Source organism: Leclercia sp. (assembly GCF_036780805.1).
GTDB lineage: Bacteria > Pseudomonadota > Gammaproteobacteria > Enterobacterales > Enterobacteriaceae > Enterobacter.
In genome coordinates this window covers 375,809-396,933 of sequence record NZ_DAIQCE010000002.1, presented here as the reverse complement: position 1 = coordinate 396,933, position 21,125 = coordinate 375,809, and the positions used below count along the sequence as shown (strand labels likewise).

The window sequence follows — 21,125 nt, the reverse complement described above, 5'->3', positions numbered from 1 at the left end:
GATGCGGTTACCCCTTCTCAGGGGTAACCGGCTCATACGGCTTTACTCGTTTTCCAGCACGCGCTGGCGCACTGCTTCCGGGTAGCCCTGCTCGAACGAGGCATGCAGATGGCGGGTGGTCTGCAGGGTATCAAACACCACTTTCGCCCCTTTCCCTGCGACATACTCTTCTTCTTCATAGCACTGCGGCAGGCGGATCACGCGCTGATCGTCAAACACCACGCGGCGGCCAACCGGGTGCACGCGGGTCGACAATACCCACACCACTTCGCGCAGATTGGTCGGGTCAAAATCATCATCCACCACGTAGACCTTCGGAATAAACACCATCGCATCGGTCTTAAACAGCACGTCGCCAATGCGCTGGGCCAGTGCTTCACTGGTGACGCCCGGCAGCAGCTCGCGCCAGTTTTGCGGCACCACCACCAGCAGCCAGTGGACGGTAGAGTCTTCCGGGATCCAGGCGGTGACAATCGGCAGCTCCGCTTCACGCAGATACGTCAGGGCATCGGCGGCCAGCCCCATCGCCCACAGGGTGTGCGACTCGTCGGTCGGACGGCCGGTGATCGACATCGGCCAGATCGGATCGTCCCGGTGGGTAATGGTCTCGACGTGAAAGGTCGGCTGGGCAGACGAGCCCTCGCCAAGATAGCCGCCGTATTCGCCGTAGGGCCCTTCCTGGCAGTCGCGTTCGATAGAGACATGGCCTTCAATGACGATCTCTGCCGTGGCAGGCACATCCAGATCGATACTGACCGCTTTCACCACTGGCACCGGCTCGCCCGCCAGGGTACCGATATAATCCGCCTCGTCGGCGTGGGCCGGGATCGGAATGCCGGAAACACAGGAGATCGCCGGAGCCGGGCCCTGCACCAGGGCGTAGGGCATCGGCTGGCCGAGCTTAACCCATTCGGTCCAGATCTGGCCGATATGCTGGCTCGGCACAATCAGCCCCACCATCCGCTTACCGTCGACTTTCATCACGCGGGCGATAGACCAGTTCACCCATTTGCCATCCGGCGTCTTCACGATCAGCGTACCCCAGGTGTTGGCGTAGCGACCGCCGTCCTTGTCGTGGGCGAAGGGGATCGGGAAGCGATCGAGGCTGGCGTCTTCACCACGCAGGATATTCTGATGACACAGGGCATCGGCAGACGCTACCCGCACCGGCGGAATGCCGGGCTGATGGCGGGCCGCCGACAGCGCTTCGACGATCTGTGGCCCTGTCGACTCCGGCGCGAGGCCGAGCGACATCGCCACGCGGGCATAAGGCATTTCGCTGCGGGAAGAGAGGCTGGCCGGGGCACCGAACAGGCGGAAACCGGGAGCCACGCCAGCCACCTTGTGGAACAGCGGGGCAGGGGACTGGATCTCATAGCTGCGGCGGGTAATGGCGCTCGGCTCAAAATCACCGTCTACTTCGCGGGTCACGTGCATGATGTCGCCCATCGCGTCGAGGGCATCGATATAACTGCGTAAATCACCGTAATAGTTCATCAGGCTCTCCTTAAGCCAGCACCACGATCATGCCGTCAACGCGAAACGAGCCGCTGGAGATGGCTGCCGCCTGGTCATGCTCGCTGTAAGTCTTCGAGGCGAGCGCGATAACCTCCTGTACACTATAGGGCGTTTCCAGTTGAATGGTGGCGCGCGCCCATTTGGAAACGATCAGATGCGTTTTGACATCCCGATCTTTCAACGCGGCCAGTAAACGAACGCCAATTGCAGCGCCATTCATGCCTACAACAAGCTTCATGCGGGTTCTCTGAAGGTATTCTTTCATGTATAGTTTGAGTTCAAACTGTTTGTGCTCGAACTATATGTTTGTCGTTTTCAGGAGTCAAGAGAGTCGATGGCAGAAAATCGCGACTTAATCCTTGCCGCGCCCCTGTGGCCGCACGGCGATTGTTCATTAATGCACCTGATGCGTCGCGCAGGGCAGCACTCTACCACCTGCTGGAGTCAGTGCGTCGATACCGGGTTATCTGCCGTGCAGTACGCCATACTGGTAGTGCTGGCGGAAGAAACCACCTGCGACCAGCAAACGCTGGGGAACCGCGCCGGGTTTGATAAAGCCACCGGCACCTATGTGATCGACCGGATGACCAAAAGCGGGTTATTGACGGTGCAGACCGATCCCGCTAACCGCCGCCGCAAGCTGGTGTCGATGACGGCTGAGGGCGAGGCGATGCTGGCCCGGATGATCGAGCAGGCCAAACGCGCCGAGAAACTGATCGCCGCCGATCTGAATAGCCAGGATATTGCCGATCTGAAGCGTCTGCTGAGCAAGCTGGGCGGATTGCAGGAGCCTGATGACGATGCCTCCAACGAAAGGGCCTGACAGCCACCGCGAGCCGAAGCCCGATCTGACGATCGGTTTTCTGCTGATGAAGCACTTTACGCTGGCCTCGGTGGCGGGGCTGGTGGAGTCTCTGCGCTTTGCGGCGGACGAGTCCTTCTCCAGCCGGCAGATTTTTTGCCGCTGGGAGTGGATGACCTGCGATGACCAGCCGATTACCGCCAGCTGCGGCCTGCCGGTATCGCCCACGGCAACGCTCGACTTCTCAAAAGAGTGGGATTACTTCGTGGTGGCGGGCGGGCTACTGGAAGAGACCCGCCAGTCGCCGGAGTGGCTGTTGCAGGCTCTGCGGGACCTGCATGCCCGCAATATCCCGATCATCACCCTGTGCAGCGGGGCTTTTGTGGCCGGTAACGCCGGGCTGCTGGACGGGCGCCACTGCGCGATCCACTTCACCACCCGGGATGAGTTCCGGTTGCGCTTCCCGAAAGCCATTCCGGTGATCGATAAAACCTACATCAAAGACGGCGGGATTATCTCCTGCCCGGGCGGGACGGCGATTGACCTGGCGGCGGATCTGATCCGCCAGCACTGCGGGCTGGTGCGCTCGCAAAAAGTGCTGAAATATCTGCTGGTGGATGAGAAGCCCGCGCCGAAAGCGAAGCATAAAGCGCCTCTCGGCGAACCCGACGTCTACGAGAATCCGCTGGTCACCCGGGTGATTGAGTTTATGAAGCACCATCTCGACTCGCCGGTGCCGCTGGCGGAGGTGGCGGAATTTGCGGGCGTGACCTTCCGCCAGCTCAACCTGATCTTTACCCAGTGTACCGGCCACTCGGCGGCGGTGTACTGGCGGCGGATGCGCCTGGAGCAGGCGCGCAAGCTGATGGCTGACTCCAGCAACAGCATTAACGCCATCGCCACCGCCACCGGTTTTGCGGATGCCTCGCACCTGATCGCCTGGTTTCGTAAACAGTACGGTGAAACCCCCAGCTCGTTCAGAAAGCGGCGCAGGGAAGTGGAAAAGTTAGTGAAAGAGTAACTGACATCGCCCGGCGGCGCTGCGCTTGCACGGGCCTACGGGTCTTGTAGGCCGGGTAAGCGCAGCGCCACCCGGCAAAGATAGTGCAGGATTTGGTAGGCCGGGTAAGCGCAGCGCCACCCGGCAAAACAGCTTGCTACAGCATATGACGCTTCGCCATCGCCCCCGGCACCCTCGCTTTCTGTGACGGGGTGTCATCCAGCGAGGCCGCATCAGCAAGGCTGCGGGCATTGGTTTCCGGTGCCAGCCACCAGGAGACCGCCAGGCCCACAAAGGTGATCGCCGCGGCGATATACATGGTCGTGCCGATCCCCAGACTCTGCAGCGAGGCGGGCACCAGCCAGGTCCCGACCGCCGCGCCAATCCGCGACAGCGAAGTCCCCACGCCCACCGCACCGGCACGGATCTCCGTCGGGAAAATCTCGTTCGGATAGACCAGCTGCAGCACCTGAGCCCCGCCGATAAACAGCGCGTAGGCCCCAAACATCAGCAGAATGATCATCGACGGCCCATCCCGCAGCAGGCCCAGCAGCAGCAGCGCCAGCCCCGACCAGAGGAAGCTTTGCAGCAGCAGCTTGCGGCGTCCCAGGGTGTTCACCAGGCGTGTAGCGATAATGCAACCGACCACGAACAGCAGGGTGATGGCGACGGAACCGTAGGAGGCCCATTTGCCGCTCAGGTGCAGGGCATCCAGCACTTTCGGCGCAAAGGCATACACCGCGAAGACCGGGATCACCGAGCAGGTCCAGAAGATGGTCACGAACGCCATGCGTTTGCCGTAACCCGAGTGCAGCAGGTTGAAGAAGGAGAGGTTTTTGCTTTCCGCCTGCTCCGGCAGATTGTCCAGGCCAAAGTCGGGGCCATACACCTTGCGAATGATCGCTTCGGCTTCAGCGTGGCGGCCTTTGCTGATCAGCCAGCGCGGGGATTCCGGGGTGCCGAGACGCACCAGGAACAGCAGCACGCCAATCACCGCAGTGCTCGCCAGGGTCAAACGCCAGGCGTCCGGGCCGCCAAAGTGCAGCAGCGCTTCGCCGAACATATAGGCTGCGGCGGCACCGGCAAACCAGAGAATGGTGAGGGTCGCCAGGCATGGCCCGCGGTTTTTCTTCGGCAGAAACTCTACCAGGAAGGCGGTCGCCACCGGGTACTCAATGCCCACCGCCACGCCGTTTAAAAAGCGCAGGGCAAACAGCATCTCGCCGCTCTGCACCCAGTACTGCGCCACGGAGCAGACCACAAACAGCGTCGGGCCAACGAAATAGAGCATCTTTCTGCCCAGCCGGTCGGTGAGGGCGCCGCCGATAAAGCCGCCAAAGAAGATGCCGATCAGCGCCGAGGCGGCAATCAGCCCTTCCCAGAAGGCGGTCAGCCCCAGGGCCGGAGAGACCTTCATCATGGCGATGCCGATAATGCTCAGCACATAGCCATCCACGAAGGAGCCGCCACCGGAGCGCACGGTCAGCAGACGGTGAAAGCGGTTGAGGGGTACATCTTCAACAGAAACGGTATTTGACATGGTAACTCCTGTCTTTCCCCGATATCGTTGAATTAATGGGTAACAGCCAGGAATAAACATGAATAGCGATGGATGCTTATTCAGGCCGAGCGAAACCGCTTTCCATTAATCATCGATTACGGAATAAATATAGGTCTAAGAAGGTTCAAGCGTTAAATAAGAGCGTGCGTTATTTCGCGTAATTCATGGCAAATACTCCTCCGCTGCAGGATGGTCGGATAAGATGTTATTTATATTTATTATGTTGTTACTGTGTTTGTTATTTTTAAGACGCTTCGTCAGATAATCGTTTTACGGCCACCGTGCGCGTCGACCACCAGCAGATCAGCGAGCCCAGGCTGACCATCGCCGTTCCCTGCCAGAAGGCCAGAGTCAGGTGCGAGTCCAGCATAAAGGCCGCCAGCACCGCCGAGATAATCGGTATAAAGTAGGACGCCGCCGCCAGCACCGTGACGTTGCCGTGCAGGATCCCGACGTTCCAGGCGGCATAGCCAAAGCCCATCGCCATCGCCGCCAGCATCAGGCTAATCCACGTATGCCACGACAGATTAAATTCCGGCTGGGGCGAGGTGAGATATTTCACCCACAGCGTCAGCGCCGTTAAGATAAAGAACAACGTAATCCCGTTATTTCCCTTAGCGATACGCTGGGTGACCACGCAATAAATCGCCCAGATCACCGCGCCGCTGAATGCCAGCCCGTAACTTAACGGATTACTCATGACGTTATTCATCATCTCCGTCAGCGAAAATCCGCCGTCGCCGCCTAATACCCGACCTATCCCGACGATGGCTAAAATCACCCCAGGAATAATTAACGGGCTGGTTTTCTGCCGGTTAACGATCACCGCCAGTAAAATGGTCATGCTCGGCCAGAGGTAATTCACCATCCCCACTTCAATCGCCTGCCGCCCTGAATGGGTAAAGCCCAGCGACAGCGACAGGCACAGCTCATAGCAGACGAACAGCACGCTGCCGAGGATGAGGTAGCTCACCGGGAATTTTTGGATCTTCGGAAAGCCAAGAGTAAACAGCAGCAGCACTGCGCTGCAGGTGTAGATCAGTGCCGCCCCGCCCACCGGGCCAAAGCCTTCGCTCACGCTTTTAATCAGGCCGACAATCGCGCTCCAGAGCAGGATGGCGATCAGGCCGATGAGTGTCGCTTTCTTATGGGGCATACCCTGTACCTCTGTTTACATTTTGGTCACAATCCGGCGTTCCGGCGTGCCGCTTTGTTAAATTCTGGTTAACTACCGCATTAAAACTATGCCGCCGGAAAGGCGCTGTAAATACGTCTCAGAGGGTGATAATTCGGGAATGTGATCGCTATCTGAAATCATATAGAAAATTACTACCGAAAAATAATCATTATATTTATTTGATTTTTATGGTGTATTTTTTTAACGATCGTAGGAATCTCCTGCTGTGGCGTATTTATATTGTATTTTTTATGTATACAAAAAATATTCACTCGTTGACCTTTTACCTCCCCCTGTGCAAATTTTTAACAAACGCAGTGCATCAGGCTTGCGTAGCAGACTGTGATGGTCGTGAATTCCCCCTGGAGGTTATCGTGTTGACATTTGAAGGTATCTACACCCCGGCAATTACCCCTTACGCAGCCGATGGCAGCATTGATTTTGCACGCTTTTCCGATGTGCTGGAGTCGCTGATCGAGGCCCGTGTGCACGGCATCATCATCGGTGGCTCCACCGGTGAATACTACGCCCAGAGCCCGGAAGAGCGTAAAGCGCTGGTGGAACACGCCCGCCAGGTGATTGGCACCCGCCTGCCGCTGATTGTCGGCACCGGTGCTATCCGCACCGAAGACGCGGTGGACTACGCCAAACATGCGCGTGAGGCCAAAGCCGACGCCATTCTGGTCACGTCGCCGCCGTACGCCCTGCCGACCGAGCTGGAAAATGCCCATCACGCGCTGACCGTGGACAAAGCCGCCCAGCTGCCGATCATGCTCTACAACTACCCGGGCCGCATGGGCATCACCATGGGCGAAACCTACTTCCGCGAAGTGAGCCGCTCGTCGAACGTGGTCGCCATCAAAGAGAGCTCCGGCGATTTCAATAACCTGCACCTGCTGGCCTGTAAATTCCCGAATATCGCACTCTCCTGCGGGTGGGACGATCAGGCCCTTGAGTTCTTCGCCTGGGGCGCGCAAAGCTGGGTCTGCGCCGGTTCCAACTTTATTCCGCGTGAGCACGTGGCGCTGTATGAGGCCTGCGTGGTGGAGAAAGACTTCGCCAAAGGCCGCAAGATCATGGCCGCGATGATGCCGCTGATGAACTTCCTCGACGGCGGCAAGTTCGTACAGTCCATCCGTTACGGCTGCGAGCTGAACGGCCTGACCTCCGGCACGGTGCGTGCCCCGCTGCAGGATCTGAATGAAGAAGAGAAAGCGCAGCTGAAAGCGGTGATTGCCGATGTAAAACGCAACGTCGCTGCGGCGCTGTAAGGAGGCGATATGAGTCAGCTGCACACCCTGGACGACGTAACGGCTATCGCCCGGGAACTCTCCCTGGCGAGCCAGGCCTTTATCAACGGACGCTTCGTGGCCGCGCAATCCGGCAAAACGCTGCCGACCACTAACCCGGCCACCGGCGAGACCATCGGCCATATCGCCGCCTGCGATGTCACCGACGTCAACGCGGCGGTGGAGGGGGCACGCAGCGCGTTCGAGGCCGGAAGCTGGAGCAAACGGGCACCGGGCGAACGCAAAGCGGTGCTGCTGAAACTGGCGGCGCTGATGGAGCAGGAGATCGACCAGCTGGCGGTGCTGGAGAGCCTCGACAGCGGTAAACCAGTCAGCGAATGCCTGGCGGTAGACGTGCCGGAAACCATCCACGTGCTGAAGTGGCACGCGGAAGCCATCGACAAACTCTACGACCATACCGCCCCGGTGGGTAACGGCGCGATGGCGCTGGTGGTACGCGAGCCGATTGGCGTGGTGGGCTGCGTCCTGCCATGGAACTTTCCGCTGCTGATGCTGGCCTGGAAAATCGGCCCGGCGCTGGCGGCGGGCTGCTCAGTAATAGTCAAACCGGCGGAGCAGACCTCGCTCACCGCGCTGCGGGTCGCCGGGCTGGCGTTTGAGGCGGGCATTCCGGCGGGGGTGCTGAATATCGTCACCGGCACCGGCAAAGCCGTCGGGGAGCCGATCGGCCTGCACCCGGATATCGACATGGTGAGCTTTACCGGCTCTACCGCCACCGGACGGCGCTTCCTGCACTATGCGGCAGAATCCAACCTCAAGAAGGTGGTGCTGGAGTGCGGCGGTAAAAACCCGGCGGTGGTCTTTGACGATGCCGGGGATCTGGCGACCGTGGCCGGCCACGTGCTGAACGGCGCATTCTGGAACATGGGCGAGAACTGTTCCGCCACCTCGCGCCTGCTGGTGCAGGAAAGTGTTAAAGAGGCGCTGCTGGCCGAGATGGCAAAACAGATCGGCGACTGGCCGATGGGCAACCCGCTCGATCCGAACAACCGGCTGGGGGCGATGGTCTCGACGGAGCACTTCAGCAAGGTGAGCGGCTATCTCGACACCGCCCGTCAGGAAGGGCTGCGGATGGTGCAGGGCGGTGATACCGAGCAGGGCGCTTACGTCCAGCCGACCATTATCGACGGCGTAACCCCCGGGAGCGCGCTGTTCCGGGAGGAGATCTTTGGCCCGGTGCTGTGCGTCACCACCTTCAAAACCGAAGCCGAGGCCATCGCGCTGGCCAACGATACAGAGTACGGTCTGGCCGCATCGGTCTACACCGGCAGGCTGAACCGGGCCATTCGCGTATCGCGCGCCATTCGTGCCGGTACGGTGACGGTGAACTGCTTCGGGGAAGGCGATGCCACCACGCCGTTTGGCGGTTACAAGCAGTCGGGCTTTGGCGGGCGCGATAAATCTGTCTTCGCCCTCGACCAGTACACCGAGCTGAAGACCCTGTGGATTGATCTCTCTGAAGACGACGCCTGAAGCCGTTTTTAACGGTCTGGAAGAGAGAATTCATTTCTATTTCTGTCTTCTGGTGGCGGTTGGCCTGTCGAGAAAGCAGGGACGCATCTGCTCAAACCGGCAGAAAAATGCCTTTATTATGAAGTGGCTAAAAAATGCCGGGCGGCTGCCGCCGTTTCGCCAGGTTGCCGGCAGTGAAATTGTCTGGCTGCGTGGGGAGATCCTGCGTCATCCCCCGGACCGGGATCCGGAGCCCCTCCTGAGGCTGATCTATCAGACTGCCAGTGAGATGCGCAGAGCATGATTGCTGTGGCTGATAATTTTGCTGTTGCACATCTTTATCTGTAGGTTAAGCAACATCATAGTTAAGCATTACAGGTTGATTTTCAGGAGGCGGCAATGAGAACGGGAAAGGTAGCGCTGTATGAGGATCTCAAGCGACATATTCTGACCATGGAGCTGGATCCGGACGAGCTGCTGGATGAAGCCGCGCTGACCGCGCAGTACGGTCTCTCCCGTACGCCAGTGCGTGAAGTGTTCCAGCGCCTGGCGGGGGAAGGTTATCTCGAGATTGTGGAAAAACGCGGCGTGCGGGTGATCCCGATGAGCCACTCGACGCTGCGCAATTTCTTCCTGGTAGCGCCGATGATCTACGCCGCCACCGGACGCCTCGCCGTGCAGCACTACAAACCGGCGCAGTTAAAAGCGCTGAAAGAGACCCAGAAACGCTTTCGCAAGGCGGTGCAAACCCGCGATGCCGAGGCGCTGGCGCTGGAGAACAACCGTTTTCACGAGATCATGGGCGAGATGGCAGCCAACCCCTATCTGCAGCCGAGCCTGGGTCGCTTGCTGATCGATCACTGTCGCATCGGGCATACCTTCTTCCGGCCGCAAAATGAGGATATGGAGCGCCGTTTACAGCTGGCCGCCGATCATCACGACGCCTTTATCGTTGCCATCGAGGCGCGAGACGAACAGGCGGTGGTCGATCTGGTGTTTGAGCACTGGGAACTGTCGCGGGAAAACATGGAGATCTTTATCGCGCCGCAGGGTCTTAAAGCCGACAACTTCGCCCCCTTCCCGGAGGGCGATAACCGCTGATCGCATCAATCTAAGGCCTGCCTGCGCCCGCTGACAGGCCCAATTCTCCCGCTCTGTTATTTCTTCTGACGCCCCGCTGCGCCGGGTTTCGCACGCCTTTTTTATCATTCTCGTAACTATTTTTATACTTCATGTATACATGAGATATACATCACATATTCATTTACTCATGATGGCTAACATTGATCCCCATCAGTTGCCGGATCCTGCGGTGACGTGACGAGAATATAATCAGAGCTTACCGGAGTAACCAACGTGCAAAAGATCACTTCTCTGCCTGCTGACGACGCCCTGCCGGGTTGGTATCACACCAGTCAACCGCGCACCCCGAGTCCCACCCACGTCGGGCAAAAGCATGCCCGCTGGGCGATAGTTGGTGCCGGTTTAACCGGCCTGGCCGCGGCTCGCCAGCTGGCGCTCAACTTCCCGGATGATGAAGTGGTGCTGATTGAGGCGCAGGACGTGGGTTACGGCTCTTCCGGGCGCAACGCCGGGTTCGCCATTGATGTCCCGCATGATATCGGGGCGAAGGACTATATCGGTGACGTCACCACTGCCAATTTGATCCTCAAGCTCAACACCCTTGGGCAGAACTATCTGCGTGAGATCGTGAAGGAGCACGGGATCGAATGTCAGATGAGCGATTCCGGTAAATACCAGGCCGCGGTGGGAGAGAAGGGGATCGCTATTCTTGAGGCCTACCGCAGCGGGCTGGAGAAAATTGGCCGCCACGCGGAGATGATCCCCGGGAAGGATCTGCCGGACCATATCGGTACTTCTTACTACCAGCAGGCGCTCTACATTCCGGGCACCATTCTGCTCCAGCCGTCGGCGCTGGTGAAAGGGCTGGCGGACAGCCTGCCGTCTAACGTTACCCTGTATGAAAACACGCCAATTACCGCTATCGACTATGGCGACAAAGTGACGCTGGTGCATGACCAGGGCAGCATTACCGCCGACACGCTGATCCTGGCGAACAACGCCTTTGCTGCGCACTTTGGTTTTCTGCGCGGTCGCCTGCTGCCGACCTTCCTCTATGGCAGCCTGACCCGCTCGCTGACCGCCGAAGAGCAGGCGCAGCTCGGCGGCAAGCCGGTATGGGGCGTTATCCCGGCGCATCCGTTTGGCAGCACCGTGCGCCGCACGGTGGATAACCGCATCCTGATGCGCAACAGCTTTAGCTTCCATCCCGACGGTCGCCCGCGTGAAAAACAGCTGAAGCACAATATCGAGACCCACCGCAAATCGTTCGAGCGCCGTTTCCCGATGCTGAGCAAGGTTGATTTCGAATACTCCTGGAGCGGGGCCATCTGCCTGTCGGACAACCACGAAGGTTTCTTCGGCCAGCTGGCGCCAAACGTCTATGGCGCGCTGTGCTGTAACGGTCTGGGGATCACCCGGGGTACCGCCACCGGCAAACTGCTGGCGGATATGATCGCCGGGGAGCGCAACGAGCTGATCGATTTCCTGGTGGCCTCACCGGGCCCGAACAGAACCCCGCCGGAGCCGTTCCTGTCGATTGGCGTGAACTCGGTGCTGAAATGGGGCCAGTTCCGCGCCGGGCTGGAGGTGTAGCACTCCCTTAAACCGCCTGATGGCGCTGCGCTTATCAGGCCTACGAGATTGTGCAGGTCGGGTAAGCGCAGCGCCACCCGACGCTCTTACTTAATGCCTTACAGTCCAAGATCGCTCAAACTCGGGTGATCGTCAGGACGTCTTCCCAGCGGCCAGTGGTAGAGTCGCTCAGATGCTTTGATTGGCATATCGTTGACGCAGGCGAAACGACGCGTCATCAGTCCGTCCTCACCGAACTCCCAGTTTTCATTGCCGTATGAACGGTACCAGTTACCGGAATCATCATGCCATTCATAGGCATAACGCACGGCAATCCGGTTATCAGTAAACGCCCAAAGCTCTTTGATAAGGCGATAATCAAGCTCTTTCTTCCACTTACGCTCCAGAAATGCCTGCGCTTCCTCGCGGTTAGTCGCAAATTCGGCACGGTTTCGCCATTGAGTATCCATGGAATAGGCCAGCGCCACTTTTGCAGGATCGCGGCTGTTCCAGCCATCTTCTGCCAGTCTGACTTTTTCAATGGCACTTTCACGGGTGAACGGAGGTAAAGGGGGACGTGTGTTCATTTCGGCAACCTCGGGTTGAGTGATGTAGACAGGTCTGTCTACTGGTGCTAATCTATGCCGGGTAGACAGACCTGTCAACAGGTTAATTTAGGTCGCAGTTTTGGAGATTAATTAATAATGAGCAATGATAAAAACAGCAGTGTCAGAGATAAAATATTGCTAACTGCGCATGATCTTTTTTATTCCACCGGGTTTAAGGCAACCGGCGTGGATAAAATCATTAAGCAGGCTGGCGTGACGAAAGTGACTTTTTATCGCTATTTTCCCGCCAAAAGTTTACTGATACTCGCGTACCTGAATTATCGCCATGAACTCTGGATGAACTGGTTTACGACCACGCTGAGCCTTAAGCTCAGCGAGGGCGTAACCTCAGCTCAGGCGTTATCCGGCACGCTGGAGGAGTGGTTCGGGAGCCCGCTTTTCCGGGGATGTGCCTTTATCAACGCCACCGCAGAAGCGGAGTCCGAAGATATTGCCGACGAAATAAAAGAGATTTGCCGCCATCATAAGTTCCAAACCGAACAAAATATGGCGTCGTTGTTGGGTATTTCAGATAAGCAGATCGCCGCTGAGATAATGATGCTAATGGATGGCGCGATTATTCATGCCCAGATGGGCATGAATACGGCGGATATTATTAAACAGTTAAAAACCGGGCTGGAGAGATTTAATTTATAAAACCAAAGCGCCAGGCCGCCAGCAGTAGCGCGACGTTAATTATCACGCTGATCATAAACCAGGTCTTAAACGGCTGTTTCTGTGTTTTATGACGAAACAGCTGCTGGCCGATAATCGCCCCCGGCCAGCCACCGACAAATCCGCAGATCAACAACGTGGCTTCAGGCACCCGACGCCAGGCCTTGCGGGCCGCCATTTTATCCGCGCCATAGATAACGAACGTCAGCACGCTGGCGAGCACAAACCACATCGCTAACGGGTAGGGCAGTAACGCACTGCCTGCCGCGGCGAGTGCCAGAAGAAAATAACAGAGGTAATTGAGGTTCATAGAGTAGCAACGGCTTGAGCGAAAACAGGGGAGGGCAATGATACGCGATTCAGGCGGGAGAGTAATCAGGCCTGGTCCGTTAACCGCTTTGCCAGGCAGATTGCCTCTTCGCGCCCGACGTAGGGGCCATAGTTGGCTATCTGCGCATAGCCATGCTTCAGATAGAACTGCACGGCGCGGGTGTTAATTTTTCGCGTCTCCAGCCACAGCTCACGATACCCCATCGTCCGCGCAGCCTCTTCAAGCCAGGCGAGCAGGGCCGCACCCGTTCCCGGATAAGCCCGGGTAGAGAACATCCGTTTGAGTTCGGCTGTCGTTTCCGAAAGGGGACGCAACGCGCCACAGCCGACGTGTTGACCGTTTTCATCTTTCGCGACTGCCCACAGGGCCCGCGCGCCTGAAACATCCTGTGAATCAAAGTGACGTTTACCGCTGTCACCGGTAATCGCCGCCAGTTCTGCGGAGAGTTGCTCTATAAGTGCCTGCGAGTCGGCGGAGGTCGGGCTGGATTTTTCGATGGTTATCATGGCCATGATGTCTGTATGAGGTTCGGCTGCCAGTATAGGGCAGTGCGGTAACCGTGTTCATACGAAATACTTTTGAATACAAATATACCCAACCTGGGTATATAATGAGTCAGGGAACAGGATGAGGTGACGCAATGGAAGCGATCTTTATTGAATTACCCGCGTTTGAACGATACCGCGCCGAGTACCTTTCCGATGACGCTTATCGTGAATTTCAGAAGGTACTACTCGCTAACCCCACAGCCGGAGAGGTTATCAAGGGGGAATGATGAGCAGAGACATTTTTTCAGAACTGATGGAAGGTATGGATGCCTTACAGGAGCACAAGGAAGGCAAACGGACGCTTCGTACGCACCGCGTTGCTGTCAGCAAGGAAACGGCTTTAACGCCTGATGAAATCAAAGAGATCCGACGTGATTTGAATTTATCCCAGGCGCTGTTTGCGAGATATTTACATACCGCCACCAGGACGTATCAGAACTGGGAACAAGGCCTGGCAAAACCTAATCGTCAGGCGGCGTTGCTGATCCGTATTGTGCAAAAAAGCCCCCAGGCATTGTCACTTCTGGCGGCAATGAATTGATCTCCTTTACGTCAGCCTGGCCGGAAAAGGCGTTCCGCTGGGCTGGCTTATCACCCCCCCTCCAGCCCCCCGAAACTGACAATCCTTGAGCGCCCCAGCTCCTTTGCCCGGTACAGCGCCACGTCGGCGGCGCGCAGTAGGGTGTCGCTCTGGGCGTGCTGCGGATAGCTGGCAATACCGATCGACACATCCACCGTGCCAATCTCTGCCAGCTCATAGCGCAGCGCCAGGCTGTGGACGTGGGTATGGATTTCAGAGGCGCAGGCAAAGGCCGCCGCCTCGTCCGCCCCCGGGAGCAGGACCAGAAATTCCTCCCCGCCGTAGCGGAATGCCATCCCCTTATCGCTTACCGCACGCTGCACTACCGTCGCCACGCTTTTTATCACCAGATCGCCCGCATCGTGACCGAATTTGTCGTTAATGGCTTTGAAATGGTCAATATCGATCATCAGGCAGCTTACCGGCTGACCGGTGTGCAGCGCCTGGCTCATCTGGGTGCGCAGAGCATCCTCCAGATGATGACGGTTGCGCAGATTGGTCAGCGGATCGAACAAGGCTTTCTCCAGCAGGGCGTCGCGCAGGCGCTGGTTAGCCAGCGCCAGGCCGAGAGCCTCGGCCATCAGCTCCAGATAGGCGCGGGACGGGGCCATCGCCGGGGTGACGTTCTGGAACGAGAGCAGGCCGATGGTCTCGCCCTGAGCAATCAGAGGGACGCAGAGCGCATGGCTGGCGCAGGCGTCCGGCAGGTGATAGCAGGTGATATCCGGCTCGCCGGTCACCGGCGGATGGCTCTGTCCGCGGCGCACCGCCCAGCACTGATCCGGGTGGAAGGGAGCGGACTCGCCCTGCGGGTCCAGCCACCCGGCGGCACAGTGCATCTGCCACGCATCCCGATCGAGCAGCCAGAGCTGTCCGGGAATGCCCGGCGCTATGCCGGGCGCGAACAGCCGCGCCACGTTCAGGACATCTTCGACCGACTCGCAGCCCTGCAGCCGCTGGGTCATGCGCGCCAGCAGCTCACGGATCGCCCAGTCGGCATCACGCTCCTGTTCCAGCCGCTGCCGCACCAGCCCGTTCTCGCGGAAGATGCGGATCGCCTGCGCCATATCGCCAATCTCATCGATCTGGCGGTAGTCCGGCGCTTCGACCGCATAGTCCTGCGAGGCTAGCCGGTTGACCACGTCGCTCAGGCGCACCACCGGGCGTAGCACCCTGCGTTTGAGGATAAACCCGAGGACAAACAAGAACATCAGCGCAGTCAGGCCGACCATTACCTCCGAGAGGGTACGCAGCCCGCGGGATTTTACCGTGGCATCGTCAATCGCCGCATCGGTACGCCTGTCCAGCATCTGCCGAAAATGGTCGAGCTGGTTCTGAACCTGCTCCAGCGCGTTCTCGTAACGCTCGCCATAAATCAGCGCGATGGCCTGGGGTTGCTCTCCGCGCCCCGCGCTGGCGATGGCGCTCTGTTGCTCATCCTGGAGGGCATCGGCCACCTGCAATCCTTCGTGCAGCAGCGCCAGCTCATCCTCACCGGCACCCGCGTCTTTCAGCTTTTGCAGGCGATGCTCGATCCCGACCATGGACGCCGCTTTCTGGCGATACTCCTCTGCCACCGCCGGATCCTGTTTGACGACGTACAACCGCGCCAGATCGGAGAGCGCCCAGGCGTCGGTCTCAACCTCTTCAGTGAGCCGATCGAAGACGTAGCGCTGCTCAACGGCCTGCCGCTCGACCTTCTCCGCGCTGGAGGCCATCAACATGGCTACGCCGGATGCGAGGGTCAGACAGACCGTGGCGCCGTATGCCCAGTTAGTGATAGTGGCGATACGCACGGCTTATTCCTTCTTCATAAATCAGGTGAATTTTTCCCTTCTTCGATAATTGCGTCGTCAATCTCTTCAGCATTACCGGCATGATCGCGACCCGAGAGCAGGTTCCAGCAGGCGATAAACAGGGCGGCAATTAACGGACCAATCACAAAGCCGTTGATGCCGTAAATTTCCATCCCGCCGAGGGTGGTGATGAGGATGAGATAGTCGGGCATTTTGGTGTCTTTCCCGACCAGCAGCGGGCGCAGGAGGTTGTCCACCAGCCCGACCACCAGCACAAAGAACCCGACGATAAACAGGCCCTGCCACAGCTGATGGGTGGCGAAGAGGAAGATGGCCGCCGGGACCCAGATGATGGCCGAGCCGACCGCCGGGATTAGCGACAGGAACGCCATCAGCGCGCCCCAGAGAATGCTGCCGTTAATCCCGACTATCCAGAAGGCGAGCCCGCCCAGAAAACCTTGCACCAGCGCCACCACCGCCGTGCCTTTGACCGTGGCTCTGGCGACCCCGGCGAACTTGGCAAACAGATGCTGTTTGGCAAAATCCGACAGCGGCAGGCTGTCGAGGATCTGGCGCATCAGCCAGGGGCCATCTTTCAGCAGGAAGAACAGCAGATAGACCATCACGCCAAAGCTGATGGCGAAGCCAAAGGTGCCTTTACCAATCAGGAACGCGCTGCCGGCAAGGTACTGTCCGCCTCTTAATGCGGCGTCAGAGAGCTTTTTCTGGATCTCCGTCGCGGTATCCAGATCGTGCTCGATCAACAGCGCGCGCAGCCAGCCGGGAAGATGGGCAAACAGGCTCGCCACCACGGTGGAAAACTGGGTGTCGTTCTGCTGCAGGCGCGTGTAAACGATATTGAGCTCAAAGGCTAACGAGGAAAAGATCACCATTAGTGGAATAAAGACGATCAGGCAGATCAGCAGCACGCTCAGCAGCGACGCCAGCCCGTTGCGATCCCCCATCCGGATACGCAGCGTATTTTTAACAGGGTAGAAAATCACGGCCAGGATCGCGGCCCACAGGATCGCCGAGAAGTAGGGCGACAAGACATCAAAAAACGCCCAGGTAACAATCAGGAGTATGAGAATGAAAAACCCTTTGGTCAGTCCGTTAAATCGCATTAGTTCATCCTTTTTTAAATAAACACTACGACTATAGGATGTTTTGCATAATTTAACATAGTGAGGTCTGCGCGCCCGGCGGCGCTGCGCTTGCACGGGCCTACAAAAGCCAACCGTACGTAGGCCGGGTAAGGCAACGCCGCCACCCGGCAACCGGCCGCCGTAGGCCCGCGCAAGCGAAGCGCCGCCGGGCAACAGGCTCCAACAGGCCGCCAGTTTAGCGCCTGAATAACAGATACCACTTTCGCCTGACCGACGTGATGACCGCCGCGGTGCATGCTGTAAGTACCGGCTTGCAGGAGGTGGCATATGGCATGGCGACCCTATCTTTACGTCATTTACACGGTTCGGCCCCGGCTGAGCGCCCGCCGCGCGCGACTTCGTCTGGTGCATGGCTAGCAATTTGTTAACAATCGCGGTATAAAAACACCTTCTTTTGGATGTTTAGATGTCCATACGTATAGAAGGTGATATGCAAACACAACAAAACGGGCAGCTACAGCGCACCATGAAGACCCGCCACCTGATCATGCTCTCCCTGGGCGGCGTGATTGGTACCGGGCTGTTTTTTAATACGGGATACATTATTTCTACCACCGGGGCGGCGGGGACGCTGCTGGCCTATCTGATCGGCGCGCTGGTGGTCTGGCTGGTGATGCAGTGCCTCGGCGAACTCTCCGTGGCGATGCCGGAGACCGGCGCCTTTCACGTCTATGCCGCGCGCTATCTCGGTCCGGCAACCGGCTACACCGTAGCGTGGCTCTACTGGCTCACCTGGACGGTGGCGCTGGGATCGAGCTTTACCGCCGCCGGATTCTGTATGCAGTACTGGTTCCCGCAGGTGCCGGTCTGGGTCTGGTGCGTGGTCTTCTGCGCGGTAATTTTCGCCCTCAACGTTATCTCGACCCGCTTCTTTGCTGAAGGGGAGTTCTGGTTCTCACTGGTGAAGGTCATCACCATCATCGCCTTTATCCTTCTCGGCGGGGCGGCAATCTTCGGCTTTATTCCGATGCAGGACGGTTCCCCCGCGCCGGGGCTGAGCAACATCACCGCTGAAGGCTGGTTCCCGCACGGCGGGCTGCCGATCCTGATGACCATGGTGGCGGTTAACTTTGCCTTCTCCGGCACCGAGCTGATTGGCATTGCGGCGGGTGAAACCGAAAATCCGCACAAGGTGATCCCTGTCGCCATTCGCACCACGATTGCCCGCCTGATTATCTTCTTTATCGGCACCGTCTTCGTGCTGGCGGCGCTGATCCCGATGCAGCAGGCCGGGGTGGAGAAAAGCCCGTTCGTGCTGGTGTTTGAGAAGGTCGGTATTCCTTATGCCGCGGATATCGTTAACTTTGTCATCCTGACGGCAATCCTTTCGGCGGCCAACTCCGGGCTGTACGCCTCCGGGCGCATGCTGTGGTCGCTGTCGAACGAGAAAACCCTGCCGCGCTGCTTTGCCCGGGTAAACAAAAACGGCGTGCCGCTCACCGCGCTGTCGGTGTCGATGCTCGGCGGCGTGCTGGCGCTCTTCTCAAGCGTAGTGGCCCCGGACACGGTGTTTGTCGCCCTGTCGGCCATTTCGGGCTTTGCGGTGGTGGCGGTGTGGATCAGCATCTGCGCCTCGCACTTTGTCTTCCGCCGCCGCCACCTGCAGGCCGGTAAACCGCTGAGCGATCTGCATTACCGCGCCCCCTGGTATCCGCTGGTGCCGGTGCTGGGCTTTGTCCTGTGCCTGGTGGCCTGCGTCGGCCTGGCTTTTGACCCGAGCCAGCGCATCGCCCTTTACTGTGGGCTGCCGTTTGTGGCCCTGTGCTATGGCGCGTACTACCTTACTCAACATCTGAAATCGCAGGAGCCTGAACATGTCGCAGAATAATCCGCTTACCGCCCTCCTTGAAACCCAGCCTTTCGTGGTGCTGGACGGGGCGATGGCAACGGAGCTGGAAGCGCGCGGCTGTAACCTGGCCGACAGCCTGTGGTCGGCCAAAGTGTTAATGGAAAACCCGGCGCTGATCCGCGACGTGCATCTCGACTACTTCCGCGCCGGGGCGCAAGTGGCGATCACCGCCAGCTATCAGGCCACGCCGGACGGGTTCGCCGCCCGCGGGCTGGACGAGGCGCAGTCCCGGGCGCTGATCGGCAAAAGCGTTGAGCTGGCGCGCAAGGCGCGGGAAGCGTATCTCTCTGAGAACCCGCAGGCGGGCGCGCTGCTGGTCGCCGGTTCGGTCGGGCCATACGGCGCGTATCTGGCCGACGGGTCGGAATACCGCGGCGACTACCAGCGCAGCGCTGAAGTGTTCCAGGCGTTTCACCGCCCGCGGGTGGAGGCGCTGCTGGATGCCGGAGCCGACCTGCTGGCCTGCGAAACCCTGCCGTCGTTTGCGGAAATTAAAGCCCTGGCAGATCTGCTGACCGCCTGGCCGCGCGCCCGGGCGTGGTTCTCGTTCACCCTGCGCGACAGCGAACACCTGAGCGACGGCACCCCGCTGCGCGAGGTGGTGTCGGTGCTGGCGAACTACCCGCAGGTTGTTGCCCTGGGCATTAACTGTATCGCGCTGGAGAACACCACTCGCGCGCTGCAACATCTGCAAAGCCTGACCGCGCTGCCGCTGGTGGTCTACCCGAACTCGGGCGAGCATTATGATGCGGTCAGCAAAACCTGGCATCACCACGGCGAAGCCTGTGAAACGCTGGCGGGGTATCTGCCGCAGTGGCTGGCGGCAGGCGCGAAGCTAATCGGCGGGTGCTGCCGCACGACGCCGAAGGATATAGCAGAGCTGACCACACAAAGATAACCGTGTTTTCTCCCTCTCCCTGAGGGAGAGGGCCGGGGTGAGGGTGAACAGACCGCACCCTAACCCCGCCGGGTGGCGGCTGCGCCTTACCCGGCCTACGGTTAGAGTACTTTGTAGGCCCGTGCAAGCGCAGCGCCGCCGGGCATCTATCAGGCAGCATCAGCCAACACAAACATCCCGTACGGGTGGATCTCCAGGTAATACGCTTCCCCGACGTCCGGCTGCAGCCGCGTGGCATTCACCTGCAACAAAATTTCCTGCCCGTGCCACTCCACAATCACCTCGTACTGCGGCCCCATATAGGCGACGTGGCGGATCACGCAGCGCTGGCTCTCCTCGCCGTGCTGGCTCAGGGTGATCGCCTCCGGGCGCACGCCGACGGTACCTGTCCCTTGCGCGGCAAAATGCAGCGGACGGGGCAGGCGGTAGCCGTGGATCGCCACGGACTCGTGGCTGAAGCTGGCCGGGAACAGGTTGGCATCGCCCATAAAGCTCGCCATAAAGCGCGACGCCGGCTGGCGATAGAGATCCTGCGGCGAGCCAATCTGCATGATGTTGCCCTTGTTCATCACCAGCACGGTATCCGACACCGCAAAGGCCTCGCTCTGATCGTGGGTTACGTACAGCGAGGTGATGTTGAACTGCTTTTGCAGCTCGCGGATCTTGTCGCGCATGCTGCGCCTGAGGTTGGCGTCGAGGTTACTCAGCGGCTCATCGAACAGCAGTACTTTCGGTTTCAGGATAAGCGCCCGGGCCAGGGCCACGCGCTGCTGCTGGCCGCCGGAGATCTGATCCACATAGCGATCGTCGAAGCCCTCCAGATCCACCATCGCCAGCGCCTCTTTGACCCGGGTTTTGATCTCCCCACGCGACACGCCGAGCATCTTCAGGCCGTAGCCGACGTTCTCGCCGAGCGACATGTGCGGGAACAGGGCGTAGGACTGGAACACCATGCAGATATCACGCTGCTGAATGGAGCTGTGGGTCACGTCCTCACCGTCGATAAAGATCTGCCCGCTGGTGGGCTTCTCCAGCCCGGCCACCAGACGCAGCACCGTGGTTTTCCCGCAGCCCGACGGGCCGAGCAGGGTCACCATCTGCCCCTGCGGGATTGCCAGGTTGATGTTTTCAATCACCGTGTTCGCGCCGAAGCGCTTGGTCACGTTACGCAGTTCAACGAAATGTTTCTGAGTCATAGT

21 protein-coding genes and 1 pseudogene are annotated in these 21,125 nt (G+C 59.0%); 12 read left to right on the top strand and 10 right to left on the bottom strand.

What is annotated here, in order from left to right:
* Window positions 1–42 precede the first annotated feature (42 nt).
* Entirely contained in the window at window positions 43–1,497 is a 1,455-nt protein-coding gene (locus V7Q49_RS11180) for a UbiD family decarboxylase (RefSeq protein ID WP_333851197.1), read from the bottom strand.
* Between the two features lie 19 nt (window positions 1,498–1,516).
* Window positions 1,517–1,756 (bottom strand): annotated as a pseudogene (locus V7Q49_RS11175) (flavoprotein); the annotation flags it as partial.
* A 96-nt stretch (window positions 1,757–1,852) separates the two neighbouring features.
* Here V7Q49_RS11175 and V7Q49_RS11170 point away from each other — a divergent pair.
* The gene (locus V7Q49_RS11170; protein ID WP_333851195.1) at window positions 1,853–2,341 is read left to right on the top strand and encodes a MarR family winged helix-turn-helix transcriptional regulator; all 489 of its coding nucleotides are present in this window, start codon (window positions 1,853–1,855) and stop codon (window positions 2,339–2,341) included.
* Entirely contained in the window at window positions 2,313–3,341 is a 1,029-nt protein-coding gene (locus V7Q49_RS11165) for a GlxA family transcriptional regulator (protein ID WP_333851193.1), read from the top strand. The genes V7Q49_RS11170 and V7Q49_RS11165 overlap by 29 nt, the downstream gene beginning before the upstream one ends.
* 136 nt (window positions 3,342–3,477) lie before the next feature.
* On the opposite strand, the gene V7Q49_RS11160 is transcribed toward V7Q49_RS11165, so the two are convergent.
* Together V7Q49_RS11160 and yddG are read right to left on the bottom strand one after the other, a co-directional pair.
* Window positions 3,478–4,860 carry an MFS transporter gene (locus V7Q49_RS11160; protein WP_333851190.1) on the bottom strand — a complete coding sequence of 461 codons (1,383 nt, stop codon included), beginning with the start codon at window positions 4,858–4,860 and terminating at the stop codon, window positions 3,478–3,480.
* A gap of 265 nt (window positions 4,861–5,125) precedes the next feature.
* Window positions 5,126–6,037: an aromatic amino acid DMT transporter YddG gene (yddG, locus tag V7Q49_RS11155; protein WP_333851188.1), complete on the bottom strand. Its 912-nt coding sequence runs from the start codon at window positions 6,035–6,037 to the stop codon at window positions 5,126–5,128.
* Between the two features lie 395 nt (window positions 6,038–6,432).
* On the opposite strand from yddG, the gene V7Q49_RS11150 reads away from it, so the two are divergent.
* The 5 genes from V7Q49_RS11150 to V7Q49_RS11130 all read left to right on the top strand — a co-directional run bounded on the left by V7Q49_RS11150 (window position 6,433) and on the right by V7Q49_RS11130 (window position 11,496).
* The gene (locus V7Q49_RS11150; protein ID WP_285129803.1) at window positions 6,433–7,329 is read left to right on the top strand and encodes a dihydrodipicolinate synthase family protein; all 897 of its coding nucleotides are present in this window, start codon (window positions 6,433–6,435) and stop codon (window positions 7,327–7,329) included.
* Between the two features lie 9 nt (window positions 7,330–7,338).
* Window positions 7,339–8,841: an aldehyde dehydrogenase gene (locus tag V7Q49_RS11145; RefSeq protein ID WP_333851184.1), complete on the top strand. Its 1,503-nt coding sequence runs from the start codon at window positions 7,339–7,341 to the stop codon at window positions 8,839–8,841.
* 118 nt (window positions 8,842–8,959) lie between these two features.
* On the top strand, window positions 8,960–9,124 hold the full coding sequence (locus V7Q49_RS11140; RefSeq protein WP_333851182.1) for a hypothetical protein: 165 nt from the start codon (window positions 8,960–8,962) through the stop codon (window positions 9,122–9,124).
* Between the two features lie 95 nt (window positions 9,125–9,219).
* The gene (locus tag V7Q49_RS11135; protein ID WP_126521899.1) at window positions 9,220–9,921 is read left to right on the top strand and encodes a GntR family transcriptional regulator; all 702 of its coding nucleotides are present in this window, start codon (window positions 9,220–9,222) and stop codon (window positions 9,919–9,921) included.
* 255 nt (window positions 9,922–10,176) lie between these two features.
* Window positions 10,177–11,496, top strand: coding sequence for an NAD(P)/FAD-dependent oxidoreductase (locus tag V7Q49_RS11130; RefSeq protein ID WP_333851178.1), 1,320 nt, complete (start codon window positions 10,177–10,179; stop codon window positions 11,494–11,496).
* A 98-nt stretch (window positions 11,497–11,594) separates the two neighbouring features.
* On the opposite strand, the gene V7Q49_RS11125 is transcribed toward V7Q49_RS11130, so the two are convergent.
* Window positions 11,595–12,062: a nuclear transport factor 2 family protein gene (locus V7Q49_RS11125; protein ID WP_333851176.1), complete on the bottom strand. Its 468-nt coding sequence runs from the start codon at window positions 12,060–12,062 to the stop codon at window positions 11,595–11,597.
* Between the two features lie 117 nt (window positions 12,063–12,179).
* Between V7Q49_RS11125 and V7Q49_RS11120 the strand changes: the two genes are divergently transcribed.
* Complete coding sequence (locus V7Q49_RS11120; RefSeq protein ID WP_333851174.1) at window positions 12,180–12,740, top strand: TetR/AcrR family transcriptional regulator; 561 nt, start codon at window positions 12,180–12,182, stop codon at window positions 12,738–12,740.
* Here the strand turns inward: V7Q49_RS11120 and V7Q49_RS11115 are convergent.
* Together V7Q49_RS11115 and V7Q49_RS11110 are read right to left on the bottom strand one after the other, a co-directional pair.
* Window positions 12,730–13,068 carry a DUF1294 domain-containing protein gene (locus V7Q49_RS11115; RefSeq protein ID WP_333851172.1) on the bottom strand — a complete coding sequence of 113 codons (339 nt, stop codon included), beginning with the start codon at window positions 13,066–13,068 and terminating at the stop codon, window positions 12,730–12,732. The genes V7Q49_RS11120 and V7Q49_RS11115 overlap by 11 nt on opposite strands.
* A 65-nt stretch (window positions 13,069–13,133) precedes the next feature.
* Window positions 13,134–13,595, bottom strand: coding sequence for a GNAT family N-acetyltransferase (locus tag V7Q49_RS11110; RefSeq protein ID WP_333851171.1), 462 nt, complete (start codon window positions 13,593–13,595; stop codon window positions 13,134–13,136).
* A 134-nt stretch (window positions 13,596–13,729) separates the two neighbouring features.
* Here V7Q49_RS11110 and V7Q49_RS11105 point away from each other — a divergent pair, with 134 nt between their 5' ends.
* Together V7Q49_RS11105 and V7Q49_RS11100 are read left to right on the top strand one after the other, a co-directional pair.
* Window positions 13,730–13,864, top strand: a complete 135-nt coding sequence (locus tag V7Q49_RS11105) for a hypothetical protein (RefSeq protein WP_333851170.1) — start codon at window positions 13,730–13,732, stop codon at window positions 13,862–13,864.
* Window positions 13,861–14,178 (top strand): helix-turn-helix domain-containing protein, encoded by a 318-nt coding sequence (locus V7Q49_RS11100; RefSeq protein ID WP_333851169.1) that lies wholly within the window; start codon window positions 13,861–13,863, stop codon window positions 14,176–14,178. Before V7Q49_RS11105 ends, V7Q49_RS11100 begins: the two co-directional genes overlap by 4 nt.
* Before the next feature lie 50 nt (window positions 14,179–14,228).
* Here the strand turns inward: V7Q49_RS11100 and V7Q49_RS11095 are convergent, their stop codons facing one another.
* Entirely contained in the window at window positions 14,229–16,013 is a 1,785-nt protein-coding gene (locus V7Q49_RS11095) for a diguanylate cyclase (RefSeq protein ID WP_333851167.1), read from the bottom strand.
* Between the two features lie 14 nt (window positions 16,014–16,027).
* The gene (locus tag V7Q49_RS11090; RefSeq protein ID WP_333851165.1) at window positions 16,028–17,137 is read right to left on the bottom strand and encodes an AI-2E family transporter; all 1,110 of its coding nucleotides are present in this window, start codon (window positions 17,135–17,137) and stop codon (window positions 16,028–16,030) included.
* Between the two features lie 472 nt (window positions 17,138–17,609).
* Between V7Q49_RS11090 and mmuP the strand changes: the two genes are divergently transcribed.
* Together mmuP and mmuM are read left to right on the top strand one after the other, a co-directional pair.
* Window positions 17,610–19,007 carry an S-methylmethionine permease gene (gene mmuP, locus V7Q49_RS11085; RefSeq protein WP_333851163.1) on the top strand — a complete coding sequence of 466 codons (1,398 nt, stop codon included), beginning with the start codon at window positions 17,610–17,612 and terminating at the stop codon, window positions 19,005–19,007.
* Window positions 18,994–19,926, top strand: a complete 933-nt coding sequence (mmuM, locus tag V7Q49_RS11080) for a homocysteine S-methyltransferase (protein WP_333851161.1) — start codon at window positions 18,994–18,996, stop codon at window positions 19,924–19,926. Before mmuP ends, mmuM begins: the two co-directional genes overlap by 14 nt.
* A gap of 149 nt (window positions 19,927–20,075) precedes the next feature.
* On the opposite strand, the gene fbpC is transcribed toward mmuM, so the two are convergent.
* Entirely contained in the window at window positions 20,076–21,122 is a 1,047-nt protein-coding gene (gene fbpC, locus V7Q49_RS11075; RefSeq protein ID WP_333851159.1) for a ferric ABC transporter ATP-binding protein, read from the bottom strand.
* Between the last annotated feature and the right edge of the window lie 3 nt (window positions 21,123–21,125).